We start from the raw sequence: 18,694 nt of genomic DNA, 5'->3' as shown, positions 1-18,694 counted from the left end.
TACGCGATGAAAATAATAGATATATCCCGTCCGTTCATGGCAGGTATGCCGACCTGGCCAGGGGACACTCCCTTTCACTATGTCGTAAACTGGCCCAAAGCGGAGAGTGGCTCAGTCAATGTCGGCAAAATAACCATGAGTATTCACACAGGTACTCATGTGGATGCTCCATTTCACTTCGATGATGAGGGTCGAAAAATAGCTGAATTACCTCTAGACTTGTACATCGGAGAGGCAAGAGTGGTAGAGCTTACTGGACACTCCAGCATTGGTCCAGAAGATTTTGCCCAGGTTGATCTGGAGGGGGTGGAACGCTTGCTGCTCAAAACATTATCATGGAGCGACCCCAATCAGTTTCCGTCAACGATCTGTCATCTGCGAGCGGACTTGCCAGCGTTCTTTGCCAAAAAGGGCATTCGGCTGATCGGAGTGGATGTCCCATCTGTCGATCCGTTGGACAGCAAGGAATTGGCTGCTCATCATGGGCTTCACCAGCATGATATTCATATTTTGGAGGGGCTTCTCCTCGATCATGTGGAACCGGGTGATTATGAATTGATCGCACTGCCGCTACCTTTAGTAGAAGCAGATGGAAGTCCGGTACGTGCAATCTTGCGTCGTTCGTAACGCTACATATTGATAAAGCAGTGATTTTCTCGAATAATAACAGGGTAACCAAAAAAACCATCATCACGGCGTACGTATGAAGGGAATGAAAAAATAGATGGAAGCGATGACCTTTGTCCTTTTTGGTGCGACAGGAGATTTAGCCAAACGCAAAATTTTCCCTGCGCTCTTTACCTTATTTGTAGATCAAAAGTTGCCTGCTGCCTTTTCGATTATTGGTGTGGGAAGAAGGGCCTGGTCTGATGACGAATTTCAGGAATCTGTTCGCCAGTCTGTCCATGAATTTTCCCGTCGCGCCCAGATTGATTCCCGCGAGCTAGATGTTTTCTTGTCTGCTTGTCGCTATGCGGAAGTAGATGTCATGGAACCGCGTGCTTATGTAACGTTACATGATCTGGTCCTGCAAAGAGAGCAAGAGTTGCAGATTCCGCAAAACCGGATGTTTTACTTGTCAGTGGCCCCGCAATTTTTCGAGGGAATTGCAACCAATGTCAAAGACAGCGGACTGGGTTCAACGACAGGCTGGAAGCGTCTGATCATCGAAAAACCGTTTGGGCATGATTTGCAATCCGCGAAAGAATTGAATGAAAAGCTGGGAAAAGCATTTTCAGAAGAAGAAATATATCGCATTGATCATTACTTGGGGAAACCGATGGTGCAAAACCTCGAAGCTCTCGAATTCGCGAACCCGGTTTTCCAGGCTCTCTGGAACAATCAATACATCGCCAACGTACAAATTACGGCGAATGAAACGGTCGGCGTCGAGGACCGGGCTGGATATTACGAGCCAGCCGGAGCACTGCGGGACATGCTCCAAAATCACATGCTGCAAATGCTGATGATTATCGCCATGCAGCTTCCGAAGCGAATCACATCCGCCCATATCCGCGAAGAAAAACGCAAGGTGATGGAAGCCGTGCGCCCGATGAAGAAAGAAGAAGTCGGGACCCACGTGATTCGCGGTCAGTATAGCGCAGGTCATATTCAAGGAACGCCTGTAGCTGGCTACAGGGACGAGCCTGGTGTCGATCCCGTTTCTCTGACAGAAACGTATATTGCCACGCGTGTCTGGATTGATGACCCGTTTTGGGAAGGGGTACCTTTTTATATTCGCACGGGAAAAAGACTGCAAGAGAAATCAACCAGGATCGTCATTGAGTTCAAAAATCCGCACGAAAAGCTATATCAGGAGCAAAATGAAACGCCATCGCCTAATTTGTTGATCATCAGTGTGAATCCAAATGAAGGTATTGCTTTGCAGGTAAATAGTAAGAATCCGACAAATAGCGGTAAGATTGAGCCGGTGACGGTAGATTTCAGTTCAGGGACAAAAGACGTGCCAGAAGCGTACGAGCTGCTCTTGTTCGATGCACTCCGGGGGGATTCCACTTACTTTGCGCATTGGGATGAGGTCCGGCTGTCGTGGGAGTGGGTGACACCGATTTTGGAAGCCTTCGCTGAAAATTTGGTGCCGCTCTTTACGTACGAAGCAGGCTCATTCGGACCAAAGGCCGCAGAGCAATTGCTTGCAGCAGACGGATTCGTGTGGTGGCTGGATAAGGTCGAAGAACGACTGCCAGTCACTGCAACGAGATAGAAAAAGAAAAGGGAGCGGATGAGATGCGATTTGGCGTAATCGGAACGAACTGGATCACCGAGGAATTTATCCAGGCTGGTCAAGAAGTAGAAGGATTTTCTCTTCAGGCTGTTTATTCACGTACGATCGAACGCGCCAAAGAAATCGCGGACAAGTACCATGCTCCATTCGCCTATAGCAGCCTAGAAGAAATGGTTACAAGCAAAAATATGGACGCGGTCTATATTGCAAGCCCCAACTCCTGCCACGCGGAACAAGCGATCCAGTGCATGGAAGCGGGGCTGCACGTATTGTGTGAAAAACCACTGGCTTCTAATGCGATTGAGGTAGAAGAAATGATCGAGGCAGCGAAAAGAAATGACGTGCTGCTCATGGAAGCTGTCAAATCTACACTGTTGCCGAATTTTTTTGCGATACAAGACAACCTGCACAAGCTGGGAAAAGTACGACGTTTTATTGCTAGCAATTGCCAATATTCTTCGCGCTATGACGCCTACCGCGAAGGGAAGGTTTTACGTGCTTTTGATCCTGCTTTTTCAAACGGAGCCTTGATGGACATCGGTATTTATTGTCTTTATCCGTTACTCATCCTTTTTGGCAGACCAGACGTGATCAAAGCAGAAGGAATCGTGCTTGATTCTGGAGTGGACGGAGAAGGCAGTATGTTGTTGAAGTATCGAGAGATGGATGCCATCATTAGCTTCTCGAAAATTACGACCTCCTATCAGCCAGCAGAAATTCAAGGGGAGGACGCTACGATGGTGATCGATCGAATCAACCATCTCAGAGAAGTGGACATTCGTTACAGGGAAGGTCGAACCGAGCAAGTAGCAAGGCCGCAGACCCCGAAGACCATGCATTATGAAATAAGAGAATTCCTACACTTGGCGAAGATCGGGGCCAGACAATCTGCAACGAATTCGCATGAAGTTTCCAAAATGGCCATGCAGGTCATGGATGAAGCGAGAAGGCAGATGGGGATTGTTTTTCCAGCGGATCGAAAAAAACAGTAGGCAAAAGGGAGGGCGTTTGGGATGAAAATGTATGATGTGACCGCCACCGTGTACGAAGGAATGACGGTGTATAAAAACAAGCCGGAAAAGCAGCCGAAAATACGTACCGCTACCAACGGTTATGTAACAGAATCGAGAATCGACATGGACCTCCACACAGGTACCCATGTGGATGCTCCCCTGCATATGGTGAATGCTGGTGATACATTTGAGAGTATTTCCTTGGAGAAGCTAGTGGGCAAGTGTAAAGTTCTTGATCTCACAGCGGTCGAGGACAGGATCACTCGCGCTGACTTGGAGAGCTTCGATCTTGAGCGAGGAGATTTTGTCCTGTTTAAAACGAAAAACTCTTTTGAAGAGGCGTTCTCCTTTGAATTTATCTTTCTGTCTGAAGAGGGTGCGGAATATGTAAGTGAGCTGGGGGTTCGTGGCATTGGTACCGATGCACTTGGAATCGAACGCAGCCAGGAAGGTCACCCCACCCATAAAAAATTGTTTGCAGCGGGAGTCATTGTCGTGGAAGGCTTGCGGCTAGCAGAGGTCCCGCCAGGCGAGTATTTTCTGGTAGCTGCACCACTCAAGCTGGTCGGCACGGATGCAGCCCCGGCAAGGGTCCTATTGTTTGAAGGGTTACATAGTAATTTGTCTATTGAAACTGAATGACGAGGAGTGGGAAACAGATGCTCAGACGACCAGAGCGCGATGAATACGCTGCTTATTTTGACTATTACATGGGTCTTGTACCGGAGGGGGAGTTCCAAACGATCCTCACGCAGCAAGGAGAGAGGATCGTCGCGTTCTTTTCGTCCCTTGCCCCCGAGCAAATTGATTATCGGTATGCGCCAGGCAAATGGACGGTTAAAGAGGTGTTGGGTCATCTCATCGATGCAGAACGCATCATGAGCTATCGCTTGCTGAGAATCGCGAGAGGGGATCAGACACCCCTCGTCGGTTTTGATGAGAATGCTTTTGTTGAACACGGGTGTTTTCAGCTAAGAGACCTGTCTGATTTACTGGAAGAGTATAAGGCTGTCCGTGCTTCCACCATCGCTTTGGTGCGAGGGATCTCTCCAGAAGCGTGGTTGTGTACAGGACTTGCCAACGGAAACAAGCTATCTGCAAGGACATTGGCCTATGTGATTGCTGGACATGAAGCTCATCACACTCGCATTTTGAAAGAGCGGTATTTGGGGGAAGGTAAAATCTGAAGGTAGTAGTGAGAATAGACAATTTCATAGGTGGAAACAGGTTCCTTAGGGCGTAACCAACTCGCCACAAGGATAATAGGGAAGCTCGGTGCAAATCCGACACGGTCCCGCCACTGTAAGAGGGGAGTCAGCGTCCAACAAGCCACTGGTCTATCAAAATAGACGGGGAAGGCGACGCTAGGCGATGAACCCATAGTCAGGAGACCTGCCTGTTTCGACAACACTGATAGACCTACGGGAGATAGGGAGGTGTTAGAGATGGCTTGCGAAAAACAGCGAGTGGACAAGTATGCCCCTCCTTTTCTGGCATTTTCTAACGATCGTCACGGTCGAGCGGAAAATGCTCTTTTTATTTTGGGCAGAATAATAGAAGAGGAGGGCGAGCAATGATACAACTTTTTATTTGCCAATGGTGCGGATATGTTGAGGAAAAAGAGCAGCCTGAGGAATGCCAGGAGGGCGTGTTTCATTGTGCTTGCTGCAGTATGGAAGAGGTAGAAAGCCTGTTCACCCACAACTGAAATCCTTGCCAAATCAGCTTGCAATCAGAAAAGAAAGAATTTTGTTGACGCTTGCCTTGGAATTTCTTAGAATAAAGCTCAACAGCATAAATGGTTCTTATCCAGAGAGGTGGAGGGTCTGGCCCGATGAAGCCCGGCAACCGTTGCATATTGCAACAAGGTGCCAATTCCTGCGAGACGTTTCGTCTCGAAAGATAAGAAGCGGGTTACTCTATTAGTAGATGAACCTTCTTCTTAGCGAAGAAGGTTTTTTTAATTTCATATTTTCTTTATCCAGAGAGGTGGAGGGACTGGCCCGATGAAGCCCGGCAACCGTCACGTATATTTTGTGACAAGGTGCCAATTCCTGCAGGACATTTACGTCCTGGGAGATAAGGAGGGGGAGCATTAACTGCTATCAAGCCTTCTTCTTATCGAAGATGGCTTTTCTTTTTATCTAAAATTCGGGGTATGGGGTGGTCAGGATGAGTGCAGAAGTGGTACGCGTGGGATTATTGGGATTGGGGACAGTGGGTGGGGGCGTAATCAAAACGATCCGTTCACAACAGGAGAAGCTGGCTTCTCGTCTGGGAAAACGAATTGAGATCGTCAAGGCATTGGTGCGTGACTCGGAAAAAGAGCGGGCGGTTCATGTCGACCCGGCTTTACTGACGACAGATTTTGAGGATGTATTGAGAAGCGATGTGGATATCGTGGTGGAGGTTATGGGCGGTGTAGAACCTACCTATGACTACGTACGTGCTTTGATCGAAAAGGGCTGCCATGTGGTAACCGCCAACAAAGAGCTCCTGGCGAAAAAAGGAACAGAGCTAGTCGATTTGGCAAATCAGCATCAAGTGCATCTTGCCTATGAAGCGAGTGTGGCTGGGGGTATCCCGATCTTGAGTGTGCTCCGGCAGTTCCTACGTACGAACGATATCCAAGGCGTTCGCGGTATTCTCAACGGAACAACGAACTTCATTTTGACGAAAATGGAAGCAGAGCAGCTCTCCTACCAGGAGGTGCTCAAGCAAGCACAGGAGCTGGGCTATGCGGAAGCAGACCCTCGTTCGGATGTAGAAGGCTTTGATGCTATGTACAAATTGTATATCCTGGCACAGCTTGTTTATGGAGAATCGCTGCCTTTAGCGGATGTTGTTCGCAAAGGAATTGCAGATTTGTCAGCAGGTCACATTCGGATTGCAAGCGACTTAGGGTACCGGATCAAGCTGATCGCGCAGGCTTATCAAGCCGAAAAAGGCATTCGCCTATCTGTTGAACCAACCATGCTTCCGCTGAGCCATCCGTTGGCGCAAATCCACGATGCGTTTAATGCTGTCCAGCTATCCGGCAACATCGTAGGAGACCTGTTGTTTACAGGAAGAGGGGCAGGAGAGCTCCCTACAGCAAGTGCAGTCGTGGAAGATTTGGCCTATTTATTGACACAGCCATTCACGCCGCATCCTACCTGGAAAGAAAAAACGGCTGACAAAGCTGGAGGCACGTTGGACTCGACAGAACACGTCCTATGTTATCTGGAGGGCTCATGTCATACTGCGACGCCAGATCGGGTCTTGCATTTCCTTCAGCAGGCCGGGGTGAACGTGCATAAACTAAAAGTCCAATTCGATTTGGGAGGCGTCTTGCGCGCAGGGTTGATCGTGACGGGAATCAGTGAACAGCATGAGTCCTTATTGAAAAATGATTTTGGCTTAGAAGTGCGCTGCTTCCCTATTCTTGAATCTGCGTAAGTAAGAGGAACCATAAGAAGAAAAGCCGTATTTCTAGGAATCTGGAAACACGGCTTCTTTTATCAGTGGGAAATCTCCACCGCCTTTGCATGTGGCTGCACACGCCCGTCACTTTGTATGTCGACTTGCTCAGAAATGGATTCAATGCGTTTTAACAGGGCAGCGCCGTTGCTTTCATTCATGGGTACAGCTTGTCCCAATTCTGCATGAAATGGAAGCATCGTTAGCTCACAATCACCGCTCTTGGTACAGTTTGCTTGCAGGACCATCGTTTCCCAAGTCTTGGGTTCGTTTGCACGTGTGAAAATGAAATTGCCAAGACTGTACGCAATCCATTTGTCGTTGTATCGTTCAAAGCCTTGCAGTACGTGGGGATGACCGCCGACAATCAAATCTGCACCAGCATCGATGTAGGCACGAGACAGCTCCTTTTGATGATCGACAGGATAATCGGAGCGTTCTTTGCCCCAGTGTGCAATCACCACCACGAGATCCGCTTGGCTGTTCGCATCCTGGATCGCTTTCACTGCCAGTGTAGGATCATAGGAAGCGGCCATACCTGGCTGGGAATTCCCTGCAAACCAGCTCGTTTCGGGAATGACCCTGCTGAAGCCGAGAATTGCGATCTTGATGCCGTTCTTTTCTAGGAAAACAGGTGAATAGGCGCGGCTTGCATCCTTACCGGCACCGACGTATTCTATACGGTTTTCGTCCAAAGCGTCAAAGGTATCCAGCAATCCCGGAACGCCTTGGTCCATGGAGTGGTTATTGGCCAGATTCACCACATCAATCCCAGCGTTTTTCATGGCAGGAACAGCAAGTGGCGATGACTTGTAAACATACTCCTTGTTTTGAGCAGCAACACCTGTGTCGGTGATCGGCGTCTCCAAATTGGCAATGGTGATATCATCTTGCAAAAAGAGCGAGCTTACATGTTTGTATGGGTAGTCATAGCTATTTGCAAGTAAGGTTTTCTCAACGTTTCCTGACATCATGATGTCACCGACAAAAGTGAGCTGCACGGAAGACTTTTGGTTCGCGGTATTATCAGGATCAGGCTGGGTGTTCGGGTTGGCATGTTCTCCATCCATGGCAGTTTGAAATAAGTAGTAGGTTCCGACGACGAAGATGGCCAACACGCTAAAGAGGAGCGTGCTCTTTCCCACACGTGCCCATTTTCTGCGTGAGCGTTTGCGCCGAGCATGTATCCGGCTTGATCTGTTCTCGTTCATTTTTCCCCCTTGTCTTTCTATCCTTACATAAATGAATTTTGATATCCTATAAGTAATACGAAAAAGGGGAGAAAAAAGGTGCGATTAACTTTTGATCATTTGGTTCATTTTGTACATCGGACTCCTCAGGAAGCAGCGGAGCAATTTTGCCAAGCGGGTTTTCATACGGTAGCTGGAGGGCGTCATGCGTCTTGGGGGACATGGAATAGCCTTAGCTATTTCGGGCTTTCCTATGTTGAGTTTTTGGCGGTTGAACATCAGGAGCTTGCTCGACAATCAGAGAATCCGCTCATACGTCAATGCATCGAGGATGAGGCAAAGGGAGAAGGATTTGGCCAGATTGCCCTTCGGACCAACGAGATGGATGCGTGGGCAGAGCGCTTGCGAAGCCAAGGCTTGCGGGTTACTGGACCTGTTGCGGGAAGTCGTACGCGTGATGATGGCACGACGCTTCGATGGCGGATGTTGTTCCTTGAAGATGCAGATAGTACTCTTCTCCCGCCCTTTCTCATTGAATGGTCGCAAACGGATCCAGAGAGAAGAGAAGATTTGACTAATCGCGGCATCATTGGCGCACATCCGAACGGTGCTGCCGATCTCAAGTCTGTAGGGTATGCCGTGACGGATCTGGAAGAAGCAACAGCACGTTGGCAAAGCTGGTTTGGGTGGGAGAAGAGCGAAGTATTACACGATAAAGAATTGGGGGCCATCTGCCAAGCATTTGAACTTCCGGGTGGAAATGTAGTACTTTGCCAACCGACTGAGGAGGGAATGGCGCAGACTGCATGGAAAAAACGCGGGCAAAGACCGTTTTTTGCGAGGTTGGCAGGAGGAGGGACGAATAGTGAGTATAAGATTGGTGGAGGATCTTACTTTCTAGCAGAGCTGGAATAGTTATTTAGAACAAGGGGTGGTACCAATGAAGTTGACACCACCCCTGGTAGATAGTTTAACCAGCATTTCCCTTCGTCTCTCGTAAAAGTACATGTGGAACAAGACGAATATATACTAGTTCCCCAATCAGCTCTACAATGGTTTGCGTTACAATTACAGCAGACACTACCCCGTTTAGAGGTTCAGGTAGCGCCAGTGCAAAAGGAAGTACGACAAGAGAGTTTCGGGTTCCTGCACTAAAGATAAGAGCCCGCCCTGCTCCAGTATCTAAACGGAATATACGAGAAACGATACGTGCAAGAATCGGTGCTATGGCCATATAGGCTACATAAACGGGAATCACTAGGCTAATAAAATGAAAAGAGGTATATAGTTTAGAGATTTGAGATGCAACAACAATAAAAAGGGTTAGTGCCATAAAAGGCACAGGAAGCCATGCTGTAGCATCAAGAAAACGTTCTCCGTATGGGTGGCGTCTAGACCACCATTGAGTAAGGAGAGCAAGTACCAGTGGAGCAACAATAAGACCAAAAAATGCTTCGAAAAACGGTCCGACACTCACAATTTCTGCCGATGTCTTGCCCATAAAAAGCCCTAAATAAATAGGTAATAAAAGCATTTGGGTGACAAAGAGTATAGGGGTTGAAACCAAAACAAGCTTTTCGTTCCCTCTCCCAAGTTGTGTAAAGACGATAACATAATCAATGCAGGGAGTAAGTAAAACAAGAAGTACACCTAATCGTATTGCTGGATCGTTTGGAAGAAAATAGGTCAACCCCCAAACAAGGATAGGTACAGCTATGTAATTCGTAACAAGCAGTGCATAAATGAACTTTCGATTCGATAGTGCCTCTTTTAAACGAAAAAACGGTATTTGGGCAAACATCCCATACAGTAAGATGGCAAGTATCAATGAAATCATGCTATCTAAGCTCTCACTGGATTCTGGCCATAACAAGCCTACTCCAGCGGCAATAAGTAGTACGAAAGCATAGAGCCATACTTGATTTTTTTCCAATTCTTCTCTTGAAATCATCTCTTGTACTTCCCCTTCCTAACAGTCCTCTGTCTAATATCTGTATCATCTAGTGAAGCTGTTTTTTCTTCTCCTCAAGTTGGATTCGTTTAAGTAGTCGTTCGTCATAGCGACGTTGTCCCGTTTTTACGCTCCGGGGCAGGGAGCAAACCAAAAACCACCTCGAAATGGAGGTGGTTTTTTTTACTAGGTACCAAACGTTTTTTTAGTTAAATTCCGGTACATCACCAGCATCGCGATACGCCAAGGCACGAGCATACCAAATGCGAGCAAGAAGAACAGTCCACCTGTTTGAATCGGTGTAAAGCTATCATTGATCAACAGTTTAATAATCAGCCGGATGACCAACAGACCGGACAAAATGAAGAAAAACGCACGGGACCGTTTCAAATACACATCTTGCCCAATGATTTCGAAACGTGACGTCATAATCAACGGAATCGAAAAGATTACCCCAACCACAAAGGCTGCAATATCAAACTTGGGCGGTAATTGCGCCTCTGGGAACAAGAACATCGCAAACCCTGTCGCCATAAAGAATGGTGGCAAAATAATGCTTTTTGCAGAAGCTGGCTTTTTTTGCCGACGCATTCTCAAAAAGATCACTGCAATAGCCATCACGAGAGGCAGCAGGATTCCCAAAACGGGAGAGGAAAGGATCTGCATGGAAAAACGCCTCCATTCGTGTTCAACGTACTTTCACTAGTGTACACCAAAGCATGGTCGATAGGAAAGCGGTTGTCATGGTACGTTCCATTCCGATATTAGGCAGCAGCTTCATCATGAGAGCGAACATCCAGCTTATGCTTTTTACTGTAAATAAAAGTTAACAAGCCAAAGAGCAGTGTTAGCGAGCCGATGAAGAGGAGGTAGCCGCTAATGCCGAGAAGGTCCAGCCCAACTCCTGTAATCGCAAGAGCCAACAAGAAAAATCCACGATCTAGCATGCTTTTGAAAGAAAAAAATCGCCCTTGCTGGTGTGGTGGCAGGCGCTTCTGGAAAATCGTTGCGGTGACCGGGAAGAAGAAAGCAACGACAAAGCCGAACACGGAGAAGGAAGCAAGGACCATGAATTTGTTATCGGCGAATGACATACCAAACTGGGACAGGGCGAAGAAAAAGAGCATGATGGTGGAAGCTGCCACGAGATTTCTGTGACCTATCCAACGTTTTGCCAAGAGTCCCCCAATCAAAATGCTGATTCCTTCTGCCGCATAGATCCATCCCATGAGCTGAGGTTCCTGTTGCAGCTCACTAAAGTTCAAGATCATCAAATTCACACCACCAAGGAACAAGGTGATCAACCCATTATTAATCAGTCCGACAAACAAAGCCGGGTCTTGTCGCGAGATCGTCAGTACTTCGCGAAACTCCACTTTTTCCTGAATTTTCCGAGAAGTGACTGGAGGAATGCGGAGAAAGAGCGTGACCACAGCGAGTACTGCATACGCGATGATAGAGAATACATACAGCATGGACAGGTCCATGGACGCAACGAGTATACCGCCGATTGCTGTTCCGCCAATGCGCGAGAGCGTAGAGATATTCAAATATGCGCTGTTCGCCTTGAGTAACTCGTCCTGAGAAAGGATGGCTGGCAAGGAAGCCTGCACGGTCGGAAAATAAAAAGCAGCAGAGCATTGCATCACGATCAAAGAAACGATCATCCACAGAAGAGAATCATTTGCAAGAGCTGGGAACATGAAGACTGGGCTAAGTGTCCGGATCAGGCTGGCAAACAGCATGATCTTGCCTTTGTCGTACATGTCAATCACCACACCCGCTTTTGGGGCGAGGAGAATGCTGACCACCAATCCACACATCAGAATCAAGCCCTTCACCGTATCAGAAGGAACAAGTTTCTGCATGAACGAAAGATTGGCAATAATCGAAATCCACATGCCCGCTCCCGCGACGATCTCTCCGCTCATTAAAAGCAGAAAGGTACGATTACGCCATAACATGAGAGCCACTCCAAACATTCGTTAGTTAGGTAAAAATTTGAACCGATCCTTTCATTTGAGAAAAAGCGATTTCTCTAGTATAGCATTCATGCAAACGCTTGTATATTTATTGTCTTTGTGGGTATTCTTCGTATTCATAACGGACAAACTAACGCAATGCTGCGGCCATTACGCCCAAAAGGAGATATTCGTAAATGGCGCGAAAACGAACGTTGCTACTATTGATCGTGTATGGGTTTGCTGCGACACTCACGATCTTTTACGGACTGGTGGAAAAGCATAGTGTCATTATCACGTTCTTTTCTTTTCATGTGCTCGTATGCATCTGTATACCCGTCATTCACGGATGGTGGGAAGGAGATTTGCGCAAGCAATGGCAGTCCGCGTGGGGAAGTTTTGAATGGCAGGGTACTTTATACGGACTGGCACTTGGCGTTCTGATGTTGACAGGAGTGCTTGCTGGACTTTGGTTGCTCTTGCAGGAACCGGGAAGACCTGAAGCTGTTCGAGCAGGCATGGAAGCATGGGGGATTAAGCGCCGCTGGATTTGGGTTTTTTCCGTCTATCTTATTTTCATTAACTCGCTGCTGGAAGAATTGTTCTGGCGAGGCTTCGTATTGCAGCGGTTTCGTGCATCCTTATCCCGCTTCCTATCCATTTTTCTTTCTGGCTTTTTTTATTCCTTGTATCACCTGATTATCTCTACGCTCCTATTTGGTTTGCGAAACGGCTTGTTCATTACGTCGTTGGTTTTTGGTGTAGGGCTGATATGGGGCTGGCTGAAAGAAATGTTTCCTTCGATTTATCCAAACTGGATTAGTCATTTACTCGCGGATTTGGGTCTCGCACTAGCTGTGGTTCTCTGGATTTATTGACCGGATAGGAGGGAGAAAATGATGCTGGCGATACATGAAGAAACAAGACTTCGCAAGCGATTGCTTAGCATACTTCGGCAAAACAGTGAAGCATTTCAACTCTACTATGACACGTATGGGTATACCCCGGTTGAGCCGTTACTGGAATATCTTCATACGCTGAAAGGGTGCGCATACATAACCAGGCAAGATCTTCATCAAGTCGTGGAATTCGATCCGGAGCGGAGTATCGAATGGGACGGAGGATCACTCATTCGAGTTACCTACGGTTTTTTGCCCTCGATTGCAAAAAGCAGGCTCATGGAGATCGTGCCACCTGATGTTCTCTATTACGGGACACATCGAAAGTTATTGAAACAAGTACTCACTGGCGGCCTGTTACCGATCGCCAGTGAGTATGTGCAGCTTGCGGATAGAACGGAGCATATAGGAGAGCCGACAGACACATTGCGCCTCGTCACTGTGAATGCAAAGGAAGCCCATGAAGCCGGCATTTGCTTTTACCGAGTGGGTGAGCGCTATTGCTTGAGCGACGCTGTCCCATCCAGTTATTTACAGCTGTGCGCAGATTAGTTTGACTCGTTGTTCCGACGTGCTTCGCGCTTTTGTAGCTGGTGCTGGCGTTCTGCCATAACTTCGCTGCGATCCCTCAAGGTATGCTTATTCAGCAAGTAGGCGTCTTGCATATCGCTATCCCGATGCTCTGGGTGATTTTGCATCGTACAAGCCTCTTGATATGCCTGTTTCAAAGCATCGGACATGGGCAGAGACATGCTTCGATAGGGCTGACCATTTTGCATTTCTGTCAGACGCTCTTCAAGCAGGCTCGCCAGACTATCACTATCCAACCCAAGCTTTTGGATGTCTAGATGATGCTTTTTGACAAGGGAAATGGCGCTCGTGAGCATCTTGATTGCACCTGCCTGATTCCCGCGTCTCTGATGATAAAGAGCGACGGAGATTTGAATCAAACCAACCCACACAGGCTGTCGCTCATGGGGAGGAGCGCTTTTCCAATACTCCTCGAGAATCTCATGACACTCAAAATAATCGCGTTCTACATGAAACTGGATCAAATAATCCAGATACGGTTGCGGATACATGGTGATCTTCACCTCACTGCTTGGTTTTCAATGGATCGTTTATGTACTATTATAAAGCATAGAGAGTAGAAAATGAGGTGTAAAACGATTTATGACAAGAGATGAACTCGTAGCCGTATTGGAAAAAAAGCGAATGACCGAAATTATAGAACTGATCGAGGATGCTGAACAGGGCGAGCTGGAAGAGCTCGAGCTTGTGGAAAGCCTAGGATTGCTCATGGATCAGGAGTTGAACAAAGAAGTCCTTTCGTTATTGGAGAGCTTGGGTGTCACCATTATTTACGTAAGCGGCGATGAAGAAGACGAAGAGGAAGAAAACGACGACGAAGACGACGACCATTCGTAAAAAAGAGAAACCAACCTTGTGCATAGTGCCAGGTTGGTTTTTGCATTTCTTACTTTTGTGTCCATACGCGATTTTTATTTCGTGTAGCGGGAAACTTTTCCCCTCTGGAAAGCTCGATGATCATCGGGTCCTGCACGCTTGCACCGGACTCACCAATCTCCATGTATACGGCATTTTTCGGAGACTTTTCTCCTTCACGAAAACGGCTGTGTTCTCCCACGAAGGCACCTTCTTCCTAAGGATTTGTCATCTGCATTAGTATGACCCGGTATACAGGCTTAATGCCCTCCCTTTTAATTGACGATAAGTTTTGAATTCGCTTCGTCTGGTCCGCTGTCTTGCTCGGAAAAACAGCGATCCAATCAGCATTTGACCACTCCTACTGCAAAATAGCCTACGAGACATCCGCTGATTTTGACTAGAATCTAGACTTCTGTCCATGCCGATATGTCATCACCTACATACCTTGTAGATGTAACGAAAAGGAAGGAGTGAGGTTAATGAGTTGCGGATGCAGAAGATCTCGTCGCAGATGCTTTAAATGCTGCGAAAAGAAAGTGTACAGAAAGCATTGCTTCTACAAGCCACACTACAGAACCCATTGTAAGCCATACGGTCGTAGTTGTGGACACGGTCACGGTCACTTTGGTGGTTTTGAACACTTTGGCGGCGGTTACGGCGGATTCGATGGCTTCGATGGTTATGGTTCCTCTTATGGTGGCGGATACGGCGGCGGTTACGGTGGAAGTCACGGCGGAAGTAACGAGAGCAAGTATTAATAGAGAAAGGCGCCGGGGTGGCGCTTTTTTCGTTTTTTCGCAAGTTTCGTGCAATTTGTCGTACAATAGTGGAAAAGGGTTAAGGGAGGTATGGATATGCAATTCCTGAATGGGAAAGAGGAACGAATGTGGGCGATGATCGTACATCTATCTGCCTTCCTTGGTTTTGTCGTTCCTTTCGGCAATGTATTAGGACCTTTAATCGTATGGTTGATCAAGCGTGAAGAGGGAGCCTTTTTTTATCAGCATGGAAAAGAGGCCCTGAATTTTAGCATCTCGGTAATGATTTATGCCGCCATTTCAAGTTTATTGATCATCATTTTTATCGGCGCACTATTATTGGGAGCCCTTTTTATTTTTTGGGCGATCTTCGTGATCATCGCTGCGGTGAAAGCGAATGAAGGAAAAGAATTCCGTTACCCGCTCACTCTCCGGTTTATCAAATAACCGATCTTGGGAAAGTCGTTCCTTGTGGGACGGCTTTTTGTATTTGTTTGAATTTTCCATTAAAAAAGAGGGTGAACAGTCGTTCATCTCGAATTACAAGGGAGTGTAGTCGGTGAAGGGGGAGTCAAATCATGTTGACGGGAGTGACAATAGTTGATTTTTCTCGCCATCTTCCAGGTCCGCTTTGTACGATGCGCCTGGCTGATTTGGGGGCAGAGGTCATTGAGGTGGAACCGTTTCACGACAAAGCTCACTCACCGTTAACCAGACCTTCTCATTCGGAAGCTAGAGAGACGGGAGCGTTTTACCTGCGTTCACATCGCAATCATAAAAGTATTTCCTTAAATTTGCGGACGAATGAGGGAAAAGCGCTCGCGTTTGCTCTGGCCAGACAGGCTGATGTTGTGGTGGAAAGCTATCGACCAGGTGTGATGCGACATTTGGGACTTGATTACGATCACCTGTGGGAGATGCACCCTGCGGTCATTTATTGCTCTGTGACGGGCTATGGCCAAAGCGGCGAGCTATACCAAATAGGGGGGCATGACTTGAATGTCCAGGCAGTAAGTGGATTTCTCTCACTGGTTCGCGATCTGGAAGGCAAGCCTGTCGTTGCAGATATTCCGCTTTCTGATTACGCTCTCGGGCTGTATGCCAGTGAACAAATATGTGCGGCGCTTGTGCAACGTACGCGGACAGGCCGGGGAGCTTATTTGGATGTTTCATCGGCTGACTTGTTTAGCTCTTGGACAGGGCTGCACGCACTGTTTATGTCATACAGCTCCTCCATTGGACGGGAGACCGGGAGAGGGAGTTTGCTGGCGTATCAGGTCTATGAGACAGCAGACGGTCAGTATGTCGCACTTGCTGCGTTGGAAGAGAAGTTCTGGCTCAATTTTTGCCGCGCGGTAGGAAGAGCAGACTGGGAGCTATGCCACCGGGCTAGCGTTGCTCTGCATCCAGAGATGTTTGACGATATGAAAGCACTGTTTCTGTCCAGAACCCAAGCTGAGTGGAGTGAGCTGGGTAGTGAGGTGGATTGCTGTCTGACCGCCGTTGAAGATTGGGAAAACTGGGCAGACAATCCGTACGTTGCGAACAGGGAGATAGCGTATACGCTTCCTTATTTGGAAAAGAAGTCGCCCAATCAAGAGCGGAGTTTCGCGCATCGCAATAGGGCGGAGAGGTTGTCACCCCCATGGCACACCGATTACACGCACGAGCTGCTAAAACGCAAGCTGAACCTCACAGAAGAGGATTTGAGCCGGCTGCAAAGGCAGGGGGTTATTCCTGCCGCTTCTTCATAGGAAAGGGTGAGAAAAAGGATGGAACAGGATCATCAAACACAATTGATCGTAACAAAAGCGGATGGAATCTGCACGATGACGCTAAACAGGCCACACGTCCTCAATGCGATGACGGTTGAAATGTTTTCCCTTTTGCAGGACGCGATCGCAAAAGCTTCAACAGATGAGGAAGTCGATGTGCTTCTTTTGCGGGGAGCAGGAGGGAACTTTTGCTCCGGTGCGGATTTGGGCGTATTGACTGCGCTGACGGATCAGAGTGATGCTGATCAATCATTGACGATCATTAATGATTTCATCACCAACTTGCATCAAATGCCAAAGCCTGTGATTGCAGTCATCGAAGGAGTAGCCGTCGGAGCGGGACTCAATCTTGCGTTGCATGCTGATTTTGTCATTGCGACGGAAGATGCTCTGTTGCAGGAGCCCTTTGTCCAGATCGGTCTGACGACGGATTTTGGCGGGACATACCTTTTGCCGAGGCTTGTTGGTACGGCGTGGGCGAAGCGACTCGCATTGCTGGGAGAAAGGATTACAGGGAAAAAGGCGGAGGAAATCGGCTTGATCTATCGAGCCGTTGAAGCCAGTCAAGTCGAAAGTGAGCTGGAAAAATTGGTTACTGCGGTACGTCGCCTGCCGAAACAAGCGTATGCCGTAACCAAAGAAGGGTTGGGACGCTGCCAGATACAGGCTCTAGAATATGCCCTGGAATGGGAAAAGCAACAGCAGCCATCCCTGATCGCACGTCCTGAATTTCAGATGCTTGTACAAGCGAAGGTAAAGCGGACATAGCGATTTTTTGGCAGGGAAATGCTTAGCTCATGGGATTGATTAGATTGAAAAGTCCAAAGGGAACTTTATCCGTTGAGCAAAGGACCATTCTGTGTTAAAGTAGGGATATCAAGATCCTGCGATGTACGATAGGCCGTAAATGTTTCTAACCTTATACGTGTTTTTCGGGAGACGGAAACTGTGATGGATGTCAGGCCCACCTCCTTTTTGGATGCATGGGAAGGTTGAAGTACAGAAGGGTCGCCCACCTGTGTGAGCGCAGGTTATAGAAACATGAGGTCAACGGCAGAGCGGGGACTTGGCCGTTTATGAACGCAATGAATGACCGATAGCAAAAACAAAAACCACTTGGAATCTGCTTCCAGGTGGTTTTTGTTTTTTGTCTTCAAACTAATGAGTGGTTTTGTTTTGTTTGCCCGAGCCGTGGCCCTGCCCTTGTTTTTGGGCGCCCTGGTCTTGATCCCCGTGATCGACAATGGTCAGGTCCTTTTCAAGGGTTTGGGAGTCTTGGGCATCTTGAAGAATTTGATACATTTGCAGGAAATTCGCTTTTTGTCCCTCAGGAATTCCTTTAATGCGGACGGTCAGCTCTTGCGGGCCATTTTGCTGTTGTCCGCCTTGGCCTCCGCCTTGACTGTTCCCTTGCCCGCTTTGTTCATTTGAACTCGGTTGTTCATCGAGAAAGCTGAGAAACATCGAGTCGCTGTCTTGGTCTTGTTGATGGTTTTGTCCGCCGTCGTGTGATTGCTGTCCTTGTCCGTTTCCACCTTGTCCACCTTGCTGCTCAAACAGCACGTTGAATTCGTTCAGATCGGTCTGGATGATGCCAATAACGTTCATCCTGATCCTCCTTCCAAAATAGAAATGATGCTTCAGCCCGGATGTTTGGAATGGTGGACGCCGTGCCGTTGCAGGTAACCATGGAAAAAGTATTCCACCACCGTAATGGCAAATGTCGTCAACAGCAAACCTGATAAGGATATGGTCTGACCAAACAGGTAACAGCCAAGCCACAAGGAGGCATACACGAACAAAAAATCAGCGGTGCTTGCAAACGTATTGTTTGTACGAGGGAGGATTGTCAAATCCAATACATAACCCAGTAAACTAACAATCACGCTTGCGAGCACGGCAAACATAAGGGACGTCCCTGACCACCAAAGCCCTGGAATGGCAATGATTCCGTTAAACAAGAGCTTGAGAACGATGTTCAAAGAGCGAACACC

Annotated in this window: 24 protein-coding genes, 1 other RNA gene and 3 riboswitches; of the genes, 17 read left to right on the top strand and 8 right to left on the bottom strand. The window is 47.7% G+C overall.

Annotation, left to right across the window (positions count from 1 at the left end):
- Positions 1-6: 6 nt before the first annotated feature.
- From kynB to HP570_RS03585, 8 genes are all read left to right on the top strand, one after another.
- Complete coding sequence (kynB, locus tag HP570_RS03610; protein ID WP_173624915.1) at positions 7-627, top strand: arylformamidase; 621 nt, start codon at positions 7-9, stop codon at positions 625-627.
- A 97-nt stretch (positions 628-724) separates the two neighbouring features.
- Positions 725-2,224 carry a glucose-6-phosphate dehydrogenase gene (zwf, locus tag HP570_RS03605; RefSeq protein WP_173624914.1) on the top strand — a complete coding sequence of 500 codons (1,500 nt, stop codon included), beginning with the start codon at positions 725-727 and terminating at the stop codon, positions 2,222-2,224.
- 23 nt (positions 2,225-2,247) lie between these two features.
- Positions 2,248-3,237 carry a Gfo/Idh/MocA family protein gene (locus HP570_RS03600; RefSeq protein ID WP_173624913.1) on the top strand — a complete coding sequence of 330 codons (990 nt, stop codon included), beginning with the start codon at positions 2,248-2,250 and terminating at the stop codon, positions 3,235-3,237.
- Between the two features lie 21 nt (positions 3,238-3,258).
- Entirely contained in the window at positions 3,259-3,900 is a 642-nt protein-coding gene (locus tag HP570_RS03595; protein ID WP_173604704.1) for a cyclase family protein, read from the top strand.
- Between the two features lie 17 nt (positions 3,901-3,917).
- Entirely contained in the window at positions 3,918-4,445 is a 528-nt protein-coding gene (locus tag HP570_RS03590; protein WP_173624912.1) for a DinB family protein, read from the top strand.
- 21 nt (positions 4,446-4,466) lie between these two features.
- A riboswitch (cobalamin riboswitch) is annotated at positions 4,467-4,672 on the top strand.
- A 31-nt stretch (positions 4,673-4,703) separates the two neighbouring features.
- Positions 4,704-4,835 (top strand): hypothetical protein, encoded by a 132-nt coding sequence (locus HP570_RS29765; protein WP_256436198.1) that lies wholly within the window; start codon positions 4,704-4,706, stop codon positions 4,833-4,835.
- Positions 4,832-4,966 carry a hypothetical protein gene (locus HP570_RS29760; RefSeq protein WP_256436197.1) on the top strand — a complete coding sequence of 45 codons (135 nt, stop codon included), beginning with the start codon at positions 4,832-4,834 and terminating at the stop codon, positions 4,964-4,966. Before HP570_RS29765 ends, HP570_RS29760 begins: the two co-directional genes overlap by 4 nt.
- A 94-nt stretch (positions 4,967-5,060) precedes the next feature.
- Positions 5,061-5,167: riboswitch (SAM riboswitch) on the top strand.
- 65 nt (positions 5,168-5,232) lie between these two features.
- A riboswitch (SAM riboswitch) is annotated at positions 5,233-5,344 on the top strand.
- Positions 5,345-5,430: 86 nt separating this feature from the next.
- Positions 5,431-6,696 carry a homoserine dehydrogenase gene (locus HP570_RS03585; RefSeq protein ID WP_173624911.1) on the top strand — a complete coding sequence of 422 codons (1,266 nt, stop codon included), beginning with the start codon at positions 5,431-5,433 and terminating at the stop codon, positions 6,694-6,696.
- A 62-nt stretch (positions 6,697-6,758) separates the two neighbouring features.
- Here HP570_RS03585 and HP570_RS03580 read toward each other — a convergent pair whose 3' ends face one another.
- Positions 6,759-7,928 (bottom strand): CapA family protein, encoded by a 1,170-nt coding sequence (locus HP570_RS03580; protein ID WP_173624910.1) that lies wholly within the window; start codon positions 7,926-7,928, stop codon positions 6,759-6,761.
- A 78-nt stretch (positions 7,929-8,006) separates the two neighbouring features.
- Between HP570_RS03580 and HP570_RS03575 the strand changes: the two genes are divergently transcribed.
- Positions 8,007-8,822, top strand: a complete 816-nt coding sequence (locus HP570_RS03575; RefSeq protein WP_173624909.1) for a VOC family protein — start codon at positions 8,007-8,009, stop codon at positions 8,820-8,822.
- Positions 8,823-8,877: 55 nt separating this feature from the next.
- Here the strand turns inward: HP570_RS03575 and HP570_RS03570 are convergent, their stop codons facing one another.
- From HP570_RS03570 to HP570_RS03560, 3 genes are all read right to left on the bottom strand, one after another.
- A complete protein-coding gene (locus HP570_RS03570; protein WP_173624908.1) occupies positions 8,878-9,858 on the bottom strand; it encodes an arsenic resistance protein in 981 nt (326 codons plus the stop codon).
- A gap of 186 nt (positions 9,859-10,044) precedes the next feature.
- Positions 10,045-10,524: a CcdC family protein gene (locus HP570_RS03565; RefSeq protein WP_015892012.1), complete on the bottom strand. Its 480-nt coding sequence runs from the start codon at positions 10,522-10,524 to the stop codon at positions 10,045-10,047.
- A 98-nt stretch (positions 10,525-10,622) separates the two neighbouring features.
- On the bottom strand, positions 10,623-11,822 hold the full coding sequence (locus HP570_RS03560) for an MFS transporter (protein WP_015892011.1): 1,200 nt from the start codon (positions 11,820-11,822) through the stop codon (positions 10,623-10,625).
- 194 nt (positions 11,823-12,016) lie between these two features.
- Between HP570_RS03560 and HP570_RS03555 the strand changes: the two genes are divergently transcribed.
- Entirely contained in the window at positions 12,017-12,697 is a 681-nt protein-coding gene (locus HP570_RS03555) for a CPBP family intramembrane glutamic endopeptidase (RefSeq protein ID WP_015892010.1), read from the top strand.
- A gap of 18 nt (positions 12,698-12,715) precedes the next feature.
- Entirely contained in the window at positions 12,716-13,270 is a 555-nt protein-coding gene (locus HP570_RS03550; protein ID WP_254495005.1) for an RNA 2'-phosphotransferase, read from the top strand.
- Here HP570_RS03550 and HP570_RS03545 read toward each other — a convergent pair.
- Positions 13,267-13,800: a DUF309 domain-containing protein gene (locus tag HP570_RS03545; RefSeq protein WP_015892008.1), complete on the bottom strand. Its 534-nt coding sequence runs from the start codon at positions 13,798-13,800 to the stop codon at positions 13,267-13,269. The genes HP570_RS03550 and HP570_RS03545 overlap by 4 nt on opposite strands.
- 91 nt (positions 13,801-13,891) lie before the next feature.
- Here HP570_RS03545 and HP570_RS03540 point away from each other — a divergent pair, with 91 nt between their 5' ends.
- The gene (locus HP570_RS03540; RefSeq protein WP_015892007.1) at positions 13,892-14,146 is read left to right on the top strand and encodes a hypothetical protein; all 255 of its coding nucleotides are present in this window, start codon (positions 13,892-13,894) and stop codon (positions 14,144-14,146) included.
- 49 nt (positions 14,147-14,195) lie between these two features.
- Here HP570_RS03540 and HP570_RS03535 read toward each other — a convergent pair whose 3' ends face one another.
- Positions 14,196-14,366, bottom strand: coding sequence for a YjzC family protein (locus tag HP570_RS03535; RefSeq protein WP_007728413.1), 171 nt, complete (start codon positions 14,364-14,366; stop codon positions 14,196-14,198).
- A gap of 280 nt (positions 14,367-14,646) precedes the next feature.
- On the opposite strand from HP570_RS03535, the gene HP570_RS03530 reads away from it, so the two are divergent.
- The 5 genes from HP570_RS03530 to ssrS all read left to right on the top strand — a co-directional run bounded on the left by HP570_RS03530 (position 14,647) and on the right by ssrS (position 17,769).
- The gene (locus tag HP570_RS03530) at positions 14,647-14,925 is read left to right on the top strand and encodes a hypothetical protein (RefSeq protein WP_173624907.1); all 279 of its coding nucleotides are present in this window, start codon (positions 14,647-14,649) and stop codon (positions 14,923-14,925) included.
- Positions 14,926-15,021: 96 nt separating this feature from the next.
- Positions 15,022-15,372 carry a DUF4870 domain-containing protein gene (locus HP570_RS03525; protein ID WP_015892006.1) on the top strand — a complete coding sequence of 117 codons (351 nt, stop codon included), beginning with the start codon at positions 15,022-15,024 and terminating at the stop codon, positions 15,370-15,372.
- Between the two features lie 131 nt (positions 15,373-15,503).
- Complete coding sequence (locus tag HP570_RS03520; RefSeq protein WP_015892005.1) at positions 15,504-16,679, top strand: CaiB/BaiF CoA transferase family protein; 1,176 nt, start codon at positions 15,504-15,506, stop codon at positions 16,677-16,679.
- Between the two features lie 18 nt (positions 16,680-16,697).
- Entirely contained in the window at positions 16,698-17,468 is a 771-nt protein-coding gene (locus tag HP570_RS03515; RefSeq protein WP_173624906.1) for an enoyl-CoA hydratase/isomerase family protein, read from the top strand.
- Positions 17,469-17,578: 110 nt separating this feature from the next.
- Positions 17,579-17,769, top strand: a non-coding RNA gene (gene ssrS / locus HP570_RS03510) — 6S RNA.
- An 89-nt stretch (positions 17,770-17,858) separates the two neighbouring features.
- On the opposite strand, the gene HP570_RS03505 is transcribed toward ssrS, so the two are convergent.
- Positions 17,859-18,308 carry a hypothetical protein gene (locus HP570_RS03505; RefSeq protein WP_173624905.1) on the bottom strand — a complete coding sequence of 150 codons (450 nt, stop codon included), beginning with the start codon at positions 18,306-18,308 and terminating at the stop codon, positions 17,859-17,861.
- A 32-nt stretch (positions 18,309-18,340) separates the two neighbouring features.
- A complete protein-coding gene (locus HP570_RS03500) occupies positions 18,341-18,682 on the bottom strand; it encodes a DUF2512 family protein (protein ID WP_015892002.1) in 342 nt (113 codons plus the stop codon).
- Positions 18,683-18,694 lie beyond the last annotated feature (12 nt).

It is taken from the genome of Brevibacillus sp. RS1.1, assembly GCF_013284365.1.
GTDB classification, from domain to species: Bacteria; Bacillota; Bacilli; order Brevibacillales; family Brevibacillaceae; genus Brevibacillus; species Brevibacillus brevis_D.
Note: the sequence above shows the minus strand (reverse complement) of the source record. Positions and strands in the feature narration are given on the sequence as shown.